The sequence below is a fragment of the Oleomonas cavernae genome, assembly GCF_003590945.1.
Classification (GTDB): Bacteria; Pseudomonadota; Alphaproteobacteria; order Zavarziniales; family Zavarziniaceae; genus Zavarzinia; species Zavarzinia cavernae.
Genome location: NZ_QYUK01000011.1, coordinates 2,390,103 through 2,407,977, shown reverse-complemented (window position 1 = coordinate 2,407,977; position 17,875 = coordinate 2,390,103). Strand labels below are relative to the sequence as shown.

The 17,875-nt window shown below is 65.7% G+C and carries 20 protein-coding genes and 1 pseudogene; 8 read left to right on the top strand and 13 right to left on the bottom strand.

Going from position 1 to position 17,875, the window contains the following annotated elements:
* Positions 1–62: 62 nt before the first annotated feature.
* The 7 genes and pseudogenes from moaD to D3874_RS15365 form a co-directional block, all read right to left on the bottom strand.
* The gene (gene moaD / locus D3874_RS15395) at positions 63–314 is read right to left on the bottom strand and encodes a molybdopterin converting factor subunit 1 (RefSeq protein WP_119778866.1); all 252 of its coding nucleotides are present in this window, start codon (positions 312–314) and stop codon (positions 63–65) included.
* A gap of 1 nt (position 315) precedes the next feature.
* Entirely contained in the window at positions 316–876 is a 561-nt protein-coding gene (pgsA, locus tag D3874_RS15390; protein ID WP_119778865.1) for a CDP-diacylglycerol--glycerol-3-phosphate 3-phosphatidyltransferase, read from the bottom strand.
* Positions 877–889: 13 nt separating this feature from the next.
* Positions 890–2,722, bottom strand: coding sequence for an excinuclease ABC subunit UvrC (gene uvrC / locus D3874_RS15385; RefSeq protein ID WP_119778864.1), 1,833 nt, complete (start codon positions 2,720–2,722; stop codon positions 890–892).
* A 578-nt stretch (positions 2,723–3,300) separates the two neighbouring features.
* A complete protein-coding gene (folB, locus tag D3874_RS15380; RefSeq protein ID WP_119778863.1) occupies positions 3,301–3,723 on the bottom strand; it encodes a dihydroneopterin aldolase in 423 nt (140 codons plus the stop codon).
* 43 nt (positions 3,724–3,766) lie between these two features.
* Positions 3,767–5,949 (bottom strand): annotated as a pseudogene (gene uvrB, locus D3874_RS15375) (excinuclease ABC subunit UvrB).
* Between the two features lie 97 nt (positions 5,950–6,046).
* Positions 6,047–6,448, bottom strand: coding sequence for a type II toxin-antitoxin system VapC family toxin (locus D3874_RS15370; RefSeq protein WP_119778862.1), 402 nt, complete (start codon positions 6,446–6,448; stop codon positions 6,047–6,049).
* Positions 6,448–6,702 carry a hypothetical protein gene (locus D3874_RS15365; protein WP_119778861.1) on the bottom strand — a complete coding sequence of 85 codons (255 nt, stop codon included), beginning with the start codon at positions 6,700–6,702 and terminating at the stop codon, positions 6,448–6,450. Before D3874_RS15365 ends, D3874_RS15370 begins: the two co-directional genes overlap by 1 nt.
* 112 nt (positions 6,703–6,814) lie before the next feature.
* Between D3874_RS15365 and D3874_RS15360 the strand changes: the two genes are divergently transcribed.
* The 4 genes from D3874_RS15360 to msrP all read left to right on the top strand — a co-directional run bounded on the left by D3874_RS15360 (position 6,815) and on the right by msrP (position 10,663).
* Positions 6,815–8,017 carry a pyridoxal phosphate-dependent aminotransferase gene (locus tag D3874_RS15360; protein ID WP_119778860.1) on the top strand — a complete coding sequence of 401 codons (1,203 nt, stop codon included), beginning with the start codon at positions 6,815–6,817 and terminating at the stop codon, positions 8,015–8,017.
* 8 nt (positions 8,018–8,025) lie between these two features.
* On the top strand, positions 8,026–8,946 hold the full coding sequence (locus D3874_RS15355) for a ketopantoate reductase family protein (RefSeq protein ID WP_119778859.1): 921 nt from the start codon (positions 8,026–8,028) through the stop codon (positions 8,944–8,946).
* 111 nt (positions 8,947–9,057) lie between these two features.
* A complete protein-coding gene (locus D3874_RS15350) occupies positions 9,058–9,579 on the top strand; it encodes a Dps family protein (RefSeq protein WP_119778858.1) in 522 nt (173 codons plus the stop codon).
* 103 nt (positions 9,580–9,682) lie between these two features.
* Complete coding sequence (gene msrP / locus D3874_RS15345; protein WP_119778857.1) at positions 9,683–10,663, top strand: protein-methionine-sulfoxide reductase catalytic subunit MsrP; 981 nt, start codon at positions 9,683–9,685, stop codon at positions 10,661–10,663.
* A gap of 6 nt (positions 10,664–10,669) precedes the next feature.
* Here the strand turns inward: msrP and D3874_RS15340 are convergent, their stop codons facing one another.
* The 3 genes from D3874_RS15340 to D3874_RS15330 all read right to left on the bottom strand — a co-directional run bounded on the left by D3874_RS15340 (position 10,670) and on the right by D3874_RS15330 (position 12,219).
* On the bottom strand, positions 10,670–10,966 hold the full coding sequence (locus tag D3874_RS15340) for a hypothetical protein (RefSeq protein WP_119778856.1): 297 nt from the start codon (positions 10,964–10,966) through the stop codon (positions 10,670–10,672).
* Positions 10,967–10,978: 12 nt separating this feature from the next.
* A complete protein-coding gene (locus D3874_RS15335) occupies positions 10,979–11,251 on the bottom strand; it encodes a hypothetical protein (protein ID WP_119778855.1) in 273 nt (90 codons plus the stop codon).
* 278 nt (positions 11,252–11,529) lie between these two features.
* Positions 11,530–12,219: a DJ-1/PfpI family protein gene (locus D3874_RS15330; protein ID WP_119778854.1), complete on the bottom strand. Its 690-nt coding sequence runs from the start codon at positions 12,217–12,219 to the stop codon at positions 11,530–11,532.
* Between the two features lie 82 nt (positions 12,220–12,301).
* Here D3874_RS15330 and D3874_RS15325 point away from each other — a divergent pair, with 82 nt between their 5' ends.
* From D3874_RS15325 to D3874_RS15310, 3 genes are all read left to right on the top strand, one after another.
* Positions 12,302–13,249: a GlxA family transcriptional regulator gene (locus tag D3874_RS15325; RefSeq protein ID WP_119778853.1), complete on the top strand. Its 948-nt coding sequence runs from the start codon at positions 12,302–12,304 to the stop codon at positions 13,247–13,249.
* A gap of 559 nt (positions 13,250–13,808) precedes the next feature.
* A complete protein-coding gene (locus D3874_RS15315) occupies positions 13,809–14,135 on the top strand; it encodes a type II toxin-antitoxin system RelE/ParE family toxin (RefSeq protein WP_119778851.1) in 327 nt (108 codons plus the stop codon).
* 1 nt (position 14,136) lies between these two features.
* Entirely contained in the window at positions 14,137–14,454 is a 318-nt protein-coding gene (locus D3874_RS15310) for a transcriptional regulator (RefSeq protein WP_119778850.1), read from the top strand.
* Positions 14,455–14,578: 124 nt separating this feature from the next.
* Here D3874_RS15310 and D3874_RS15305 read toward each other — a convergent pair whose 3' ends face one another.
* The 3 genes from D3874_RS15305 to D3874_RS15295 form a co-directional block, all read right to left on the bottom strand.
* Positions 14,579–15,451 (bottom strand): IS3 family transposase, encoded by an 873-nt coding sequence (locus tag D3874_RS15305; protein ID WP_119775655.1) that lies wholly within the window; start codon positions 15,449–15,451, stop codon positions 14,579–14,581.
* 25 nt (positions 15,452–15,476) lie between these two features.
* A complete protein-coding gene (locus D3874_RS15300) occupies positions 15,477–15,887 on the bottom strand; it encodes a helix-turn-helix domain-containing protein (RefSeq protein WP_119775657.1) in 411 nt (136 codons plus the stop codon).
* Between the two features lie 98 nt (positions 15,888–15,985).
* The gene (locus D3874_RS15295) at positions 15,986–16,951 is read right to left on the bottom strand and encodes a winged helix-turn-helix transcriptional regulator (RefSeq protein WP_158596050.1); all 966 of its coding nucleotides are present in this window, start codon (positions 16,949–16,951) and stop codon (positions 15,986–15,988) included.
* 116 nt (positions 16,952–17,067) lie between these two features.
* Here D3874_RS15295 and D3874_RS15290 point away from each other — a divergent pair, with 116 nt between their 5' ends.
* The gene (locus D3874_RS15290) at positions 17,068–17,859 is read left to right on the top strand and encodes an enoyl-CoA hydratase/isomerase family protein (RefSeq protein ID WP_119778848.1); all 792 of its coding nucleotides are present in this window, start codon (positions 17,068–17,070) and stop codon (positions 17,857–17,859) included.
* The last annotated feature ends 16 nt before the right edge of the window (positions 17,860–17,875 follow it).

The following is a 17,875-nucleotide window of genomic DNA, read 5'->3' as shown; positions in this document are numbered from 1 at the left end:
CCTCATCCTGAGGAGCCACCAAAGGTGGCGTCTCGAAGGACGCACCATGCTGCCCCAGGTGGCTAACCGCCTGTGACTGGCGGAAAGATCGCAACCTCGTCGTGGGGGGCGACGGCGGTTTCGGGCGTGGCGAAATCCTGGTTGACCGCGATGCGGATCGCCGAACGGTCGGCCAGGGCAGCCGCGTGACCCGCACTGCGGGCTTCCAGCAGGTCGAGCAGGGCGCCGACGGTGCCGACAGCGGCCGGCAGGGCGAATTCCTCTTCCGGCACGCCCACGCGCTCGCGGACCCAGGCGAAATAGAGCACGCGCATCTCAGGCAGACCCCGCCATGTGCTTCAGGCCCACGCGCAGATAGTCGTAGCCGGTGATGATGGTCAGGATCGCCGCCAGCCACAGGGCATAGAAGCCGATCTCGACGCTGGGGATGGCCGCGGGCGAGGCGCTGCCCACCATCAGGAAGCCCAGCGCGAACATCTGCACCGTGGTCTTCCACTTGGCCAGTTTCGAGGTCGGCAGGCTCACCCGCAACTCGGCCAGGAACTCGCGCAGGCCCGAGACCAGGATCTCGCGGCACAGGATGATCACCGCGGCGACCACGGCCAGGCCGGTGATCTGCGCCGTCGCCACCAGCATCAGGATGGCCGAGGAGACCAGCAGCTTGTCGGCCACGGGATCGAGGAAGCGGCCCAGGGCCGAGACCTGGTTCCAGGCCCGTGCCAGATAGCCGTCGAAGTAATCGGTGATGCTGGCGGTGACGAACAGCCCGAAGGTCACCCAGTTGGCGGCCGGGAAATCCAGGAAGAAGGCGGCGACCATGGCCGGGATCACCACGATCCGGAACAGGGTGAGGAGGTTGGGCAAATTCGTGATCATGATCGGGCGGGCATCATCCTTTTTCGTGGAAGTGATCGTATACGAGCTTTGCGACGGTTTTCGAGATTCCTGGGACTTTTTCGAGGTCGCTCAGCCCGGCCCGCGCCACCGCCTTGGCCGAGCCGAAATGGTGCAGCAGGGCGCGCTTGCGCGCCGGCCCGATGCCGCCCACCTCGTCGAGCGCCGAGCGGACCGCCTCCTTGCCGCGTTTGGCCCGGTGGGTGCCGATGGCGAAGCGGTGGGCCTCGTCGCGCAGGCGCTGGAGGAAATAGAGCACGGGCGAGCGCTGTTCCAGGATGAACTCGCCCTTGCCCTCCATGAAGAAGCGCTCGCGCCCGGCGTTGCGGTCGGGTCCCTTGGCGATGGCGACCAGGGGCACGTCGTCCACCCCCAGTTCGCGCATGATGCCCAGGGCGGCGCTCAACTGCCCGGCGCCGCCGTCGATCACCACCAGGTCGGGCCAGGCGCTGTCGGTCGCGCTGCGGTCGGGGTCCTCGTCGACCAGGCGCTTGAAGCGCCTGGTCAGCACCTCGCGCATCATGCCGAAGTCGTCGCCCGGGGTGATGCTCTCGTCCTTGATGTTGAATTTGCGATAGGCGTTCTTCATGAAGCCTTCGGGCCCGGCCACGATCATCCCGCCCACCGCATTGGTGCCCATGACGTGGCTGTTGTCATAGACCTCGATGCGCCTGGGCGGCGCCTCCAGCCCGAAGGCATCGGCGACCGCGGCCAGCAGGCGGCCCTGGCCCGAGGTTTCGGCCAGGCGCCGGCCCAGGGCCTCGCGGGCATTGGTGATGGCGTGATCGACCAGGTCGCGCTTGGCGCCGCGCCGCGGCTCGGCGATTTCGACCTTGTGCCCGGCGTGGGCCGACAGCGCCTCGGCCAGCAGGTCGAGTTCGTCGACCGGGCCGTCGACCAGGATCAGGCGCGGCGGCGGGCGGTCGTCATAGAACTGGGCCAGGAACGCGGCGCGGATCGCCGGCGCTTCGTCGGCCTTGTCGATGCGCGGGAAATAGGCGCGGTTGCCCCAGTTCTGCCCGGCGCGGAAAAAGAACACCTGGACGCAGGCCTGGCCGCCGTCGACATGCAGGGCGACGACATCCGCTTCCTCGACCGCATCGGTATTGATGTCCTGGTGGGCCTGGATCGCGGTCAATGCCCGGATGCGGTCGCGGAACATGGCCGCGCGCTCGTAATCGAGCGCTTCCGCCGCGGCTGTCATCTGGGCGGAGAGGTCGCGCTGGATGGCCTGGCTGCGCCCGCCCAGGAAGGCCTCGGCCTGCTCGATCAGGCCGTCGTATTCCGCGCGGCCGACCAGGCCGACGCAGGGCCCCGAGCAGCGCTTGATTTGATACAGCAGGCAGGGCCGGCTGCGATTCTCGAACACCGAATCGCTGCACGAGCGCAACAGGAAGGCGCGCTGCAGGGCGTTCAGCGTGCGGGTGACCGCGCCGGCCGAGGCGAAGGGGCCGAAATAGCTGCCCTTCTCGCCCCGTGCGCCGCGATGCTTGCCAAGCCTTGCCCAGGCATGGCCCTTGGCGATCAGGATATAGGGGAACGACTTGTCGTCGCGCAGCAGCACGTTGTAACGCGGTTTGAGGCGCTTGATCAGATTGGCCTCGAGCAGCAGCGCCTCGACCTCCGTATGCGTAACCACCACCTCCAGATGGGTGGTCTCGGCGACCATGCGGGCAATGCGGTTCGACGGATGCACGCCGTTGGCGTATTGCGCCACACGACGCTTCAGATTACGCGCCTTGCCGACATAGAGCACCTCGCCGCCGGCATCGAGCATGCGGTAGACACCGGGCCCGTTGCTCAAGGTCGCCAGGTGGGCGCGGATCACGGCGCGGCCGCGTTGATCGCCCGGCCGGGCGGCGCCCGACTCGGGGGCCTGGGGGGCGAGGGGCCGGAATCGTCAATCATGAGTCATTGGACCCAGTTTGGTTGGAGCAGAAATACGAATGCGGTGTGGCAAACTGATTGCTGCGATTGCAAATCGGGCAAATTTCTGTGTGCAGCGCACCATGATGACAGTCGCCTCAGCCGCGGATTCCCTGGGCAAATGCCCGATTCGTGGGCCCCTGGTGAAATACTGTCGACATCGTTCTGACACTTTCCACGGATGCTGTGGAAAACCCTGTGGGCAAGTGTTCGGTCAACCTCGCTCCCCGCGCAATTGCTGGCCTCGGGCGTCCTTGCCCATTTTTTATGCACGCATTCTCTATATCAATAAAATCAATGACTTACGACGAACACCCTTGTCACTAGTGATTCATATGGCGAAAATTTCCCTTGACGCAGGATCGCCCACGGCGCAGGCCGGGCCTGTGAACAAAAGGCGTCTGCGCGGGCGGCGGATCGGGATGGAAAACCGCCGGTTTCGCCGCATTCGCCCGGCCAAGGCCGCCCGTCTGCACCCGATCAGAGGGGTGTTTCCGGGTTCGGCGCCCGCAGACGGACGATCTCGATACCGGCCGCATCCGCCCCGCGGATCGCGCCGGGTTTCTCGACCCGAATGCGCACCGCGTGAACCCTGGCATCGCTCAAGAGACGCTCGGCGAGGCATTCCGCCAGGCGTTCCACCAGGTTGAAATGCCCTGTCGCGACAATGTCCCGTACCTCGTTGGAAGCCCACTCGTAACACACGACCTTCTTGTGATCGTCGCCGGCGGCACGCGGGTCGTCCACGGCCAGGTCGAGGTCGATACGGACGATCTGGCGGCGGCCCTTCTCATGCGCCCAGACCCCGATCTCGGCCTCGACCACCAGGCCGCGCACGAAAAGGTGGGCCAGGCCCTGCTGCGCATCGGCAAAGCCGACGGGGGTTACAAAACTCTTGGTCATCGGCGGCGGGCCTCGGGGGTTGACATGCGGGCAGGGCGGCGGCTCAGCGCCGGGGTCTCATTTTCGGGCCGCGGGAGCCTGGACGGCCGCCGCTGGAACGGCCCTTGGGCGCCACCCGTTCCGCGATCTGGTGCGGCCGGGCGGTCGGGTCGCGGGCGATCTCCAGTTCGGTCGCCTCCAGGCGCCTGATCTCGTCGCGCAGGCGGGCTGCCTCCTCGAATTCGAGGTCGGCGGCGGCGGTGCGCATGCGCTTGTCGAGGTCGGCCAGGTGGGTCTTCAGGTTGTTACCCACCAGGTTGCGGCGGTCGTCGCCCAGGTCGACCGTCGTATGGTCGGCCTCGTAGACCGATTCGAGAATGTCGCCGATCGACTTGCGGATCGATTCAGGGGTGATGCCGTGTTCGAGATTGAACGAGCGCTGCTTCTCGCGCCGGCGATCGGTCTCTTCCATCGCCCGGCGCATGGACTCGGTGATCTTGTCGGCATAGAGGATGACCCGGCCGTCGAGATTGCGGGCGGCGCGGCCGATGGTCTGGATCAGCGAGGTTTCCGAACGCAGGAAGCCTTCCTTGTCGGCGTCCAGAATGGCGACCAGGGCGCATTCGGGAATATCCAGGCCCTCGCGCAGCAGGTTGATGCCGATCAGCACATCGAACGTGCCCAGGCGCAGGTCGCGCAGGATCTCGATCCGCTCCAGGGTCTCGATGTCGGAGTGCATGTAGCGGACCTTGATCCCCGCTTCGTGCATGTATTCGGTCAGATCCTCGGCCATGCGCTTGGTCAGGGTGGTGACCAGCACGCGGTAGCCCTTGGCGGTGACGGCGCGGCATTCGGCGACCAGGTCGTCCACCTGTTTCTCGACCGGGCGGATGAACACCGGCGGGTCGATCAGGCCGGTGGGGCGGATCACCTGCTCGACGAAGACGCCGCCGGTTTGTTCGATCTCCCATTTGCCGGGGTGGCCGAGACGAAGACGCTTTGCGGGCGCATCGCTTCCCATTCGGCGAATTTCAGCGGCCGGTTGTCGATGCACGAGGGCAGGCGGAAGCCGTACTCGGCCAGGACCGACTTGCGCCGGTTGTCGCCCCGTTCCATGCCGCCGATCTGGGGCACCGTGACATGGCTCTCGTCGACCACCACCAGGGCATTGTCGGGCAGGTATTCGAACAGGGTCGGCGGCGGCTCGCCCGGCCGGCGCCCGGTCAAATAGCGGGAATAGTTCTCGATCCCGGCGCAGGCGCCGGTCGCCTCCATCATCTCGATGTCGAAGGTGGTGCGCTGTTCCAACCGCTCGGCCTCCAGCAGGCGGCCATCGCGGCGCAATTCGTCCAGCCGGTGGATCAGCTCGACCTTGATCGACTTGACCGCCTGGGTCAGGGTCGGCCGCGGCGTCACATAGTGACTGTTGGCATAGACCTTGATCGCGTCCAGCGGATCGGTCTTCTCCCCGGTCAGGGGATCGAACTCGGCGATGCCGTCGACATCGTCGCCGAACAGGGTGATGCGCCAGGCCCGGTCCTCGTAGTGGGCGGGGAAGATCTCGATATTGTCGCCGCGCACCCGGAAGGTGCCGCGCTGGAAGGCGGCGTCGTTGCGCTTGTAGTGCAGGGCGACCAGGTTGCGCAGCAGGTCCGAGCGGTCGATGGTCTGGCCCAGTTTCACGCTCAAGGTCATGGCCGAATAGGTCTCGACCGAGCCGATGCCATAGATGCAGCTCACCGAGGCGACGATGATGACGTCGTCGCGTTCCAGCAGGGCGCGGGTGGCCGAGTGGCGCATGCGGTCGATCTGCGCGTTGACCGACGATTCCTTCTCGATATAGGTGTCGGTCCGCGGCACGTAGGCCTCGGGCTGGTAGTAGTCGTAATACGAGACGAAATATTCGACCGCGTTGTCGGGGAAGAAGGACTTCATCTCGCCGTACAACTGGGCGGCCAGGGTCTTGTTGGGTGCCAGCACCAGGGTCGGGCGCTGGGTGCGCTCGATGACATGGGCCATGGTGAAGGTCTTGCCCGAGCCGGTGACGCCCAGCAGCACCTGGTCGCGCTCGCCGGCATCGACGGCGGCGACAAGCTCTTCGATCGCCGCCGGCTGGTCGCCCGCCGGGACATAGTCCGAGACGAGCTTGAAGCGCCGGCCGCCCTCGGATTTCTCGGGTCGGTCAGGGCGGTGCGGCACCCAGGCCGCAAGATCGGCGACGGTCGGGGCGTCAATCGATGTTGCCATGCCCTGTTTATAGGGCGCCCGCCGCCCGCCCGCCAGAGCCGGGCGCAGGGGCCGGGCATCCACACGGTGCAGGGCTCATGCTGCCAAAATCGGGCCGCTATTGCCGGGCATCCAGCCGGCGCAGGGCTCCCGGCCAGGCGAGAATGCGTTCGTCTGCGGTCATCAGGACCGCGTCATGGGCGAGGGCGGTCGCCACCAGGAAGCGATCGGCGGGATCGCCGTGCATGTTTTCAAGCTGTGCCGATGCGATAGCGATCGTGCCGGTAAGGGGGAGCTCTTCGAGACCGAGACCCAAAGCCGCCTGGCGCCATGCCAGAACCGTCGGCAGCAGCTTCAATCGATTCTTGGTGTCGAGCAATGCGGCCTCCCAAAAGGTCACCGCACTCACCGCCAGTTGCTCGTTGTCCAGGGCGGCATCGAGTGCCAGTCGAGACTTCGGCCCGAGTTGATCGATGCCTTGGGTCCACCAGATGAGAACGTGGGTGTCGAGAAGAATCATCAGTCGGGCAGCAATTCCCAGCCCGCATCCTCAATTGGCGACACGATATCGCCCAAGATGACAGCGGTGCCCTTCATGGAACCGAATAGCGATTTCCTGGGTTCCGAAGACTGTTTTGTGCCGGCCGAAGGCTCGATCGTCGCGATCTCGGCCTCACCGTCCTTGACGGTCAGCACATCGCCATTCGCGGCCGCCTCGGCGACGAGGCGGTCGAAATCGGCGAGCAGTTCCGTTTTCGAGACGATCTTGTTCATGGCCGCAGCATAGCACGTTTCCGTTGCACGCGGGTGCGCGATGCTTGAAGGGCAGGCGGCGCGGGGCTAGGGTTTGCGCGCGTTTCAATCCTTAAACCCCCTTGGTGTCGTCATGGCCTTCATCGCTACCTCCCTCGCGCGCATCAAGCCGTCGCCGACCATCGCGGTGACCCAGAAGGCGGCCGAGCTGAAGGCGGCAGGCCGCGACGTCATCGGCCTGGGCGCCGGCGAACCCGATTTCCCCACGCCGGACAACATCAAGGCTGCGGGCATCCGTGCCATCGAAGGCAACGACACCAAGTACACCGCGGTGGACGGCACGCCCGCCCTGAAGAAGGCCGTGTGCCTGAAGTTCAAGCGCGAAAACGGCCTCGACTATACGCCCGACCAGGTCCACATCGGCTCGGGCGGCAAGCAGGTGATCTTCAACGCCATGATCGCGACGCTGGATCCCGGCGACGAGGTGATCATTCCGGCACCCTATTGGGTGTCCTATCCCGACATCGTGCTGCTGGCGGGCGGCCATCCGGTGTTCATCGAGACCACGCTCGAATCGGGCTTCAAGGTCACGGCGGCGCAGCTCGAGGCGGCGATAAGCCCTAAGACCAAGTGGATCATGCTGAACTCGCCGTCCAACCCGACGGGCGCCGCCTATAGTTACGACGACCTGAAGCCGCTGACCGATGTGCTGGTCCGTCATCCCCATGTCTGGGTGATGACCGACGACATGTACGAGCACATCGTCTACGACGATTTCAAGTTCGTCACCCCGGCACAGATCGAACCGGCCCTGTATGCCCGCACCCTGACGGTGAACGGCGTCTCCAAGGCCTATTCGATGACCGGCTGGCGCATCGGCTATGCCGCGGGCGACGCGGCCCTGATCAAGGCCATGGCCAAGGTGCAGAGCCAGTCGACCTCCAACCCCTGTTCGATCAGCCAGGCCGCCGCGGTCGAGGCGCTGACCGGGCCGCAGGATTTCATTCCCGTGCGCTCGGACCGCTTCAAGGAGCGGCGCGACCTGGTGGTCTCGATGCTGAACCAGGCCACCGGGCTGAAGTGCCCGCGGCCCGAAGGCGCCTTCTATGTCTATCCCTCCTGTGCCGGGTTGATCGGCAAGAAGACGCCGGACGGCAAGGTGATTGCGACCGACGGCGACTTCGTCACCTATCTGCTGGAATCCGAAGGGGTCGCGGTGGTGCAGGGCGCGGCCTTCGGCCTGTCGCCCTATTTCCGCATCTCCTACGCGACCTCGGACGAGGCGCTGAAGGAGGCCTGTACCCGCATCCAGCGGGCCTGCGCCGCGCTGGTCTGAGAGGCCCGATGAAAATAGCGGTGATCGGGGCCGGCGGGGTCGGCGGTTATTTCGGTGCCAAGCTGATCCAGGCCGGTCACGATCTCGCTTTCGTGGCCAGGGGCGCGCATCTCACGGCCCTGCAGACCCAGGGCCTGAGCGTCGAGGGGGCGGCCGGCGAGTTCACTGTGCGGCCGGTCAGGGCGGTGCGTGATCCGGCCGCCATCGGCCCCTGCGACATCGTCCTCTTTGCCGTGAAAATGTATGACGTCGATGCCGCCTCGGCCCTGATCGGGCCGCTGCTGGGCCCCGACACGCTGGTCCTGACCCTGCAGAACGGCATCGATGCGCCCCATCGCCTGAGCCGCGGCCTGGGCGCGCGGCGGGTGCTGGGCGGGGCGGCCTATATTTCCGCCGTGATCAGCAGGCCGGGCGTGATCCGGCTCGCCGCGCCGAACGCCCGGATCGAATTCGCCCCGGTGGAGGCCAAGCTGGCGCCGCTGGCGGCGGAATTCGCCGATGCCGGCAACAAGGCGGGCTTCACGGTCGATGTCGGCGACAATGTCGATGCCGTGCTGTGGAAGAAATTCTGCATGCTGGCCTCGCTGTCGGGCGTGACCGGCCTGACCCGCAGTGCCGTCGGCCCGATCCGCGACAATCCGGTGACCGCCGCCTTCCTGGCCGACGCGGTGCGGGAGTGTGTAGCCGTGGCCCTGGCCCGCGGCGTCGTGCTGCCCGATGGCCTGGCCGACGGGATCATCAAGACCTTCTCGCGCCTGCCCGCCTTGATGAAGTCGTCGCAGCTCGAAGACCTGGAACGGGGCCGGCCCCTGGAGGTCGAGGATCTGTCCGGGGCGATCGTCCGCCTGGGTGCCGAAAGCGGGGTGCCGACCCCGGTGCATCGGGCAATCCTGGCGGGCCTGATCCTTCATGCCGGGCGGGTGGCATGAGTCCGGAACAGGCCTGGTCTTCGCGAGTTTGTTTAGAAAGATTCTAAACAGCCTTGTCCGGCATTGGCACTTCACCCATATTCGAAAAGACGATCACGAAGGAGCATTCCGATGGCAGCGAAGAAGACCACCAAGGCAACGATAACCCCCGTTCGCCGCAACGAGCCGGGCATCGATATCGGCCTGAGCGACGCGGCCCGGAAAAAGGCGGCGGCGATCCTGACCGGTGTCCTGGCGGATACTTTCGCCGTCTACCTGAAGACCCACAATTACCACTGGAACGTGACCGGCCCGGACTTTCCGCAGCTCCACGCCCTGTTCGACGCCCAGTACAACGAGTTGCACGACGCGATCGACGGCATTGCCGAGCGCATCCGTGCCGTCGGCTACAAGGCGCCGGGCTCGCTGGCGGCCTTTGCCAAGCTCACCTCGATCAAGGAATCGGACAGCGAGCCGGCGGCCGATGAAATGGTCCGCAACCTGCAGCTCGCCAACGAGGAACTGGTGCGCATCCTGCGCAAGGCCGAAACCGAGCTGGGCGAGCTGGGCGACATTTCCTCAGCCGACCTGATGGTCCAGCGGACCACCGCGTCGGAAAAGCACGCCTGGATGCTGCGCTCGATCAACGGCTGAGCCGCGCCGGTAACAGCTTGACGATCCGATCGGGCTCCCGTCGCGTAACTTGTGGCGGGGGCCCGACGAATTTACAAGGGTACCCGCGCTGTAGGAGCTCGCCATGCTGATCCGGATCCGCAAACCCTGGGATGTTCTGCGCGAGTCGGACGCGACGCCCGAGGCGGTGTTCCTCGATCGCCGGCGCCTGATGAAGCTGGCGGCGGCCGGCAGCGTGCTGGCCATGGTCGGTTGTGACGACAAGGCCAGCGGCGCGGCCGAGGCGCCCGCGGTCAGCGACCCTTCGGCGGCTCTTTACCCCGCCAAGCGAAACGAGGGCTATACCCTCGACCGCCCCCTGACCGATGAGAAATGGGCCTCGACCTACAATAATTTCTACGAGTTCGGCAGCGACAAGGGGATCTACGAGGCGGCCCAGAAGCTGAAGGTCCGGCCCTGGACGGTGACGATCGACGGCCTGGTGGCTAAGCCCCTGACGCTGGGCATCGACGACCTCTTCGCCAAGGTCAGTTTCGAGGAGCGTCTGTACCGCCACCGCTGCGTCGAGGCCTGGTCGATGGCGGTGCCCTGGACCGGCTTTCCCCTGAAGAGCCTGCTGGCCCTGGCCGAGCCCCAGTCGGGCGCCAGATACGTCCGCTTCGAGACCTTCAAGGATCCCGATATCGCGCGCGGCCAGCGCCAGGGCCTGTATCCCTGGCCCTATGTCGAGGGTCTCACCATGGCCGAGGCGCAGAACGACTTGGCCTTCCTGGTCAGCGGCGTCTACGGCAAGCCGGCGGCGGCGCAGTTCGGCGCGCCGCTGCGCCTGGCCCTGCCCTGGAAATACGGCTTCAAGTCGATCAAGTCGATCGTCCGCATCACCCTGACCGACGAGCGGCCGCACAGTTTCTGGGAAGCGCTTGGCCCCGACGAATACGGCTTCTGGGCCAATGTGAACCCGCTGGTTTCACACCCGCGCTGGTCGCAGGCTTTCGAGCGGGTCCTGGGCACCGACGAGCGCAAGCCGACCTTGCTGTTCAACGGCTATGGCGACATGGTCGCCGGCCTCTACAAGGGGCTCGAAGCCGAGCCCCTGTATATGTAATCGAGGTCAGCGCCAGATCTGCGCCAGGCGCTCGATGCCGCGGCGGGTCAGCGACAGGCGGCCATAGGCGGCCTGGCTGTCGATGTAGCCGCGCTGCCGGCCATGGCCGATGACGACCTCGAATTCCGCGTCATTGAGGCCCAGTTCGCGGCGGCAGCTTTCGCGGTCGACCAGGCCGTAGGTCTTGCCGCGGGTCACCCGCTGCACGATCACCAGGAGGTCGGTGACGAAGCGGTCAAGCTGGGCGACAGGCAGCATGGCCGGGGCATCCATCATGTTATCGATACGATAGCTGAGGTTCATGATCCTGGTCTCTCACTTGAAGCTGGGCGACGTGCCGGATTGCTTGAGCTGGCCGACGATCTGCGCGGTCAGCGACAAGCCCTCCTTCAGGACGCAGGCAATCTCGTTGGCGAGGACGAAATCGGCCTGCTTGAGTTGCTGGTCGATGAACTTGCGGTTGGCGACGATCATGGTGTCGAGCACGCTGCTCTGGATCTCGCTGCGCATGAATTCGATCTGCTGCAGGGTGGACGACAGCGTGGGCGCCTGATCCGGCGCAAAATCCCATCTCGCCCTTTCGCTCATCGTGCCCCCGCTTAATCCAACAAACCTGCGCTTTCAAAATGGCGTCTAAACAGCCCCGGAATCGATTCATAAAGACTTCAAAATGGGAGGTTGAAGTGGGGGCAAAGTGCCTCTTTCGCTGCCGCCGACAGCGGCGCCAGACGAAAAAATATAGCTATACCAATATATTAAGTGGGGTTGCGTGGGATCGTCGCCGATCGGCCGCGGCTTTCGGTGCCCGGAAAGCATCCAATTTGGAGTAAATGCGCGACAGGTTGCCCCGTCGCGCCTGGAACCGATCAACCACGAGCGGCCTGGGCCGCCTGCGCCTGGGCCTGGCGCGGGTATTTGAGCGCCGCCATCATGTCCTCGACCAGGGCCAGCACGGCCGGTGGCGCGGTCTCGGGCCGGCCGGCATTGAAGGGCGGGGCCGGGGCATATTCGATGCCCAACTGGATCGCCTGGGCGACGGTTTCGCCGGCGAGTTCGGCGGCCACGGTCAGGGCAAAGTCGATGCCGGCCGTAACCCCGCCGCCGGTGATGATCCGGCCGTCGCGGACCACCCGCCCGGGGTCGGGAATGGCACCGAAACTGGGCAGGAGATCGCGCCACGCCCAATGGCAGGCGACACGCTTGCCCGCCAGCAGGCCGGCGGCGCCCAGGATCAGGGACCCCGTGCAAACCGAGGTGACATAGCGCGCATCCGCCCCCAGGCGGGCAACGTCGGCCATGAAGCCGGGATCGTTGATCGCCTCGATGGTGCCCCGGCCGCCGGGCACGCACAGCATGTCGCAGGCGGCGATATCGGCCAGGCGGGCCGTCTGGGCGAAGATCAGGCCGCCTTCCGCGGCGATGTTGCCGCCCGGGGCCGAGGCGACGGTGACCGTGGTGCCCGGCACCTGGGAGAGCACCTGGTGCGGCCCCGTGAAGTCGAGTTGGGTCACATCGGGATAGATCGCGAAGACGATATGGAATGGGCTGGTGGACATCGGCGCCTCCCGGGCTATTGACCGGCTCAGGTTGACGTGTCTAGGCTTTGTCTTGAATGACAATGTTTCCTCTCTTTCTGCCATGACCCGCACCATCGGCCTGCTGATCTTTCCGGATTTCCAGCTCCTCGATGCCGCCGGCCCGATCGCGGCCTTCGAGATCGCTGCGCGCGCCAGCAAGCCGCCGGCCTATCGCCTCGTGGTGATGGCCCGGGCGGCGGGTCCGGTCGCCAGTTCCTCGGGCGTTGCCATGATGGCGAGCGATTTCGCCGCAGCCGGCCCGCTCGACACGCTGATCGTGGCGGGTGGTTGGGGCACCAAGGCGGCGCTCGATTGCGTCGAGACCGACCGCTTCGTGCGCGCGGCGGCGCCCCGGGTGCGGCGCCTGACCAGTGTCTGCTCGGGCGCCTACCTGCTGGCGGCGGCGGGCCTGCTGGACGGCCGGCGCGCCACCACCCATTGGCGGCGGGCGGCGGATTTTGCGCAGCGCTACCCCAAGGTCGTGGTCGAGCCCGACCGCATCTTCGTGCGCGACGGCAATCTTTGGACCTCGGCCGGGATCACCGCCGGCATCGACCTGGCCCTGGCCCTGATCGCCGAAGACCTGGGCGAGGCGGTGGCCAAGCGCACGGCCCAGGAACTGGTGGTCTATCACCGCCGGCCCGGCGGCCAGTCGCAATTCTCGGCTCTGCTCGAGTTGGACCGGCAGGGCAGCCGGTTCGGGCCGCTCTTGGGCTGGGCGCGGGAGCGGCTGGGCGAGCGGTTGTCGGTGGAGTGCCTGGCCGATCGCGCGGCCATGAGCCCGCGCCATTTCGCCCGCGCCTTCACCGCCGAGGTGGGGGTGACCCCGGCCAAGGCGATCGAGCGCCTGCGCCTGGAAGCGGCCCGCGAGCGGGTGGAGGAAGGAACCGTGCCGATCGACCGCATCGCCGTCGATGCCGGCTTTGGCGACTCCGAGCGGATGCGCCGCGCCTTCCTGCGCGCCTTCGGCCAGCCACCCCAGGCATTACGCCGCGCGGCGCGGATCTGAGCACCCGGCAAAAAGGCAAAAAAAAGCCGGGCCCGAGGGCCCGGCAAGTCTTACAGGGAGGCTTCACGTCAAACGATCGTGAAGTTGGTCAGGGGAATGGGGGGCAAACCACCTGACCAGGATGCCGGCACCGGGGGAGGGGTGGCCCGGCATCAAGAGCCACTGCCAAGCAGCGGCGTCGAAACAATAGATAATCTCGCAAGCGCGAAGAGACCATTGCTTTTGAGGGCGGCGGCTGTTGCAGTTTTTGCATGGAGTAGAACTTTAGTAGAAGATCAAGCGGAACAATGGGTTGCGGCAAAATGAGTGGGCAAGCCCGGGCGGTTCCGGGCAGGTGCCTGCGATTTGCGGCGCGGCAGTGCACACAGCCATACCGTGCCGTTCGGGGGCAGGGGCCGTTTACGCCGCTGCCAGTGCCCGCCTTACGGCTTCCGGCTCTTTCTCGACCACCCGCAGCAGGGTACGGGCAGCGCCCGCGGGCTGGCGGCTGCCGCTTTCCCAACCCTGCACCGTCTTGCAGCTTGCGCAGATGGTAACATTTATGGCACCATTTGTCTGAATGGAAGTGCTCGAATATCTCGACGGCCGGGCTCTGAGCCCGTTTGGCATCTGGTTCGATACGCTTGACCCGCAGGCGGCGGCCAAGGTGACGGTAGCCATTACACGCCTTACGCTCGGCAACGATTCCAACGTGAAGGGTGTCGGGGCGGGCGTGCTGGAACTGAAAATCGACTTCGGCCCCGGCTACCAGGTCTATTTCGGCCGGGACGGCGAGCGGCTGGTGATCCTGCTCGCTGGCGGCACAAAGCAACGGCAGCAGCGCGACATCGCTGCCGCGCAAGAGCGCTGGCGGGACTACAAAGACCGCAAGAAAGGCAAGGGGTGAGATGGCACTCACACGGGCATTCAAGGAGACGGTCCAGGCACGCGCGGCACGCGATCCCGTCTTTCAGGCGGCGCTGCTGACGGAAGGCGTCGAAACGCTGCTGGCGGGCGATGTGGACACCGGCAAGGCGATCCTGCGCGACTATATCAACGCCACGGTCGGCTTCGGCCCCCTGGCGACCGCGACCGGCACGCAAGTGAAGAGCCTCATGCGCATGTTCGGCCCGAACGGCAATCCGACGGCCAAGAATCTGATGACTATCATCGGGTATCTGCAACAGGCATCGGGGATCAGCTTGCAGGTACGAAGCCACGGTTGAACCGCCATCTCGTCTCTTGGGTCATCAGTTCTCCTCTTCCAGAACTGTCCCCGATTTAACTGGCTCAGTTTAGGGGTTCACTCCACTCCGATCTGGACTGCACCCCCTCGGTGAGTCAGTCAAATCAGGGACAGTTGGTTGTGACCAAGCCCTCAGGCTGCTGCGCAGCAGCCTGAGGGCTTGACCGGGTTTCGAACTCCACCGGCGAGGTATAGGCCAGCGCCGAGTGGAGCCGTTGCCGATTGTAGACCGCTTCGATGAATTCGCCGATAGCGGCCGTGGCGTGCCCGAGGTCACGGTAGTCGCCGCCGTCGACCTCTTCCTGCTTCAGCGTCTTCATGAAACTCTCGGCCATGGCATTGTCGTAAGGGCAGCCGGCCCGGCTCATGCTGGGCTGGATGCCGTGGGCTTGCAGGCGCTCGATGTAATCACCGCAGGCATATTGGACGCCCCGGTCGGAATGGTGCACCAGCCCGCCGGGAAGCACCTCTCGGCCGTCGAGCGCCATCTGCAAGGCTGCCAGGGCCAGTTCGGCCCGCAGGTGGTCGGCCATCGCCCAGCCCACGACCTTGCGGCTGAAGGCATCGAGCACCACCGCCAGGTAGACGAAGGCCTCGGCCAGCCGGACATAGGTGATGTCGGCCACCCAAAGCTGGTTGACCGCCAGCGGGACCAGCCGGCGCGCCAGGTTCGGCCAGAGCCGCCAGTCGTGTCGGGAGTCCGTCGTCGCCGGCTTGAACGCTGCCTTGCGCAGGCACAGCAGATTGTCCTCGCGCATCAGGCGCACCACGCGCTTGTGGTTGACCGCCCAGCCCTCACGTCGGAGCAGGGCCGTGAGCCGCCGGTAGCCGTAGTGACGGTGGGTCAGCGCCAGGTGCTGAAGCACGTCGCGCAGCGCCGTTTCTTCACGGCCGGGACAGTTCTCGGCCCAGCCCCGGTAGTAGGCGCCACGGCTGACATCGGCCAGGGCACACATCCGCTCGACCGTGGCCGTCACCCCGGCCCCTCGCCTTGCCGGCGCGTCATCGCTTGGATATAGGCGAAGACGCCGTCGCGCCAGGCGCGTCGCTCGCCTGCCGTGACGCCTCGAGATGCCGCAAGGCGTGCTTGAAAAAATCCAGGTCCAGCTGCTGCTGGCCGACCTTGCGCTCGAGCGCGGCGATCTGCCGGCGCGCCTGCTCCAGGTCGCTGGCGCTCGACGCCGGCCCCCGCGCCGCCGCCAGGATCCGCGCCTCCGCCTGCTTCGGCCGTCCCGGTCCCGGGCGCAGCGCCAGTTCACCGCCCGCGCGGAAATGATCCCGCCAGCGGTACAGCAGTCCTCGCTTGATCGACAACTCCCGGGCCAGTGCCGAACCGCTCTCGCCCGCCGCCAATCGTTCAACCACCGCCAGCTTGAAGGCCCGGCTGAACCGCCGCCTCGTCTCTCGGGTCATGCGTTCTCCTCAGCGAGAACTGTCCCCAATTTAACTGACTCAATCTAGGGGTTCACTCCAGATCTGTCCCCAACTGCGCCCTCCCAACTACGCCGCGGTCATTGTGCACCAGTCACCCCGCCCGTCCCAACCGTTCCTGCAGGATCCGTCGAGTAGGCCACATCGGCACCGGTCGCCGGTTCGCCGCATGTTTCGCAGGTCAGGATGGCGACCAACGGGCGGCCGCATGGATTATGTCTGAGGTGGGTGCCTTGGCGGCCGGGTGAAAGCCATCGCTCGCCCCAGGTCAGCATGGCGAGCGGCACGGCATAGAGATCGAACCCCATCTCCGTCAGGCGATACTCGTAGCGTATCGGATTGGTCTGATAGGGCCGTTTGACCAGCGCACCCAAGGTCACAAGGCGATCGAGCCGGCTGGTCAGGATGTTCGGCGCGATGCCCAGGTGTTCGGCGAATTCGCCAAACCGGCGCGTGCCGAGGAAACACTCCCGGATCACCAGCGCGCTCCAGCGATCGCCGACGAATCGCAGGGTGCTGACCATCGGGTTCGCGGCACTCTGATCCAGCAAATCCAGATCCGGCGTCCGCTGCCGCTTCGCCCCGATCAACGCCGAGGAAGCCCGATGCATCGATACCACGCTGACATCGTGGGCCTGGATGGGCTTGGCGCAATGTGCGCAGCACAGCACAGCCCGAAAGGGATGCTGAGGTTCGCGATGGAGCGCGTGAACAGGAGGCGCCGCTTCGCCGAACCATCGTTCGCCCCACCGCATCGCCACGGCCAGACAGGGGAAGAAGTCCCAGCCCCGCGCCGTGAGCACGTACTCCAAGGTCGCGCCGCCACCTTTCAGCGCGCGCCGGTCGAAGAGCTCGCTTCGGGTCAGGATATCGAGGCGGTTGGCAAGAACCTTGCGCGCGATGCCCAGACGCTGCTGGAAATCGTTGAAGCGCGTCGTGCCATGAAACATCGCCTCCTGGAGGATCATCCAGGACCAGGCATCCCCCACCGCCTCCATGGCCCCAAAGATCGGGTCGTGCGGCACCTCGCTCGTCATCGACGTCATGCCCCGATAGCCGCGGGTTCGCGGCTGGCGACAAATGAACACTTGCATAAGGAGACTAAATTTGCCATTAGTTCCCTTACGCAAGTCACAATTGCGAACCACCAAGGGGAACCGCCATGGCCTACGAGAAACTGATTTTCGACCGAAAGGGCGAGGTCACCACCATCACCCTCAACCGCCCGAGCGCGCATAACGCCCTCGACAAGGAACTGTCGGCCGAACTGAACGCGGCAGTGCGGGAGGTTCGGGCCGACCGGGACTGCCGCATCCTCGTCATTCGCGGGGCCGGCGATACCTTCTGTGCCGGTGACGACGTCAAGGAATTCAATGACTGGACCCCTGAAGACCCGTATTGGCAGATCGAGCTTTACCAGGAAACCGTCAACCTCATCGAGGATCTGACGCCGGTCACGATCGCCGCGGTCGACGGTGTCTGCACCGGCGGCGGCCTGGAACTGACGCTGGTTTGCGACTTTGTCATCGCCACCAACCGCACCCGCTGGGGCATGCCGGAGATCGACTGGGACATCACGCCGGGCTGGGGCGGCATCTCCCGCATCTCGCGTTTCGCCGGCCGCCGCAAGGCCAAGGAATGGAACATGATCGGCGCGCTTTTCGACACCGAGACGGCCGAGCGCTACAACCTGGTCAACAAGATCTGCGCGCCCGAGGATCTCGACAAGGAGGTCGCTGCGTTGAGCGAGGTGATGCTGGCCAAGAACCCGATCGCGCTGCGCCGGACCAAGTTCGCGCTCAACAAGAGCGCCGACATGACGGTGCATCAAGCCTTGTCGCTCGAGCGCCCGATCGATCCCTACCCGCCCGCAAAGGCGGGGATCGCCGATTTCCAGAGCAAGGTGGGGCGTGACAAGCGACGCAATCTGTCGAGGGGCTTTTGGCAGGCTTAGAGCCCGACCCGGGGAC